The following is a 228-nucleotide window of genomic DNA, read 5'->3' as shown; positions in this document are numbered from 1 at the left end:
AAAGTCACGATGTCATTGATGGGGCGACGGGGCCAAACGACCGGACGAACCCGGCAGAAGCCCGGCGTATTGTGGAGCCTGGCCCGACGCTGCTGAACAGCCAGGAAACGCAGGTCCAGTGGCTGAATAGCAGCCTGGCGGGAGAAATTACTGGTCAGCCGACCTCCGCAGGCACGCCGGATACGTCAGCGGACCGTACGTCTGATGGCAGGACAACGCAGAACAGGG

1 protein-coding gene is annotated in these 228 nt (G+C 62.3%); it reads left to right on the top strand.

The annotated features are described in order from the left end of the window. Nucleotides 1–228 (top strand): hypothetical protein (locus NNN71_RS25155; protein ID WP_271459625.1); only part of this gene is annotated, 228 nt, incomplete at both ends.

This window comes from Kluyvera sp. Awk 3 (assembly GCF_028069715.1).
Classification (GTDB): Bacteria; Pseudomonadota; Gammaproteobacteria; order Enterobacterales; family Enterobacteriaceae; genus Kluyvera; species Kluyvera georgiana_A.
Note: the sequence above shows the minus strand (reverse complement) of the source record. Positions and strands in the feature narration are given on the sequence as shown.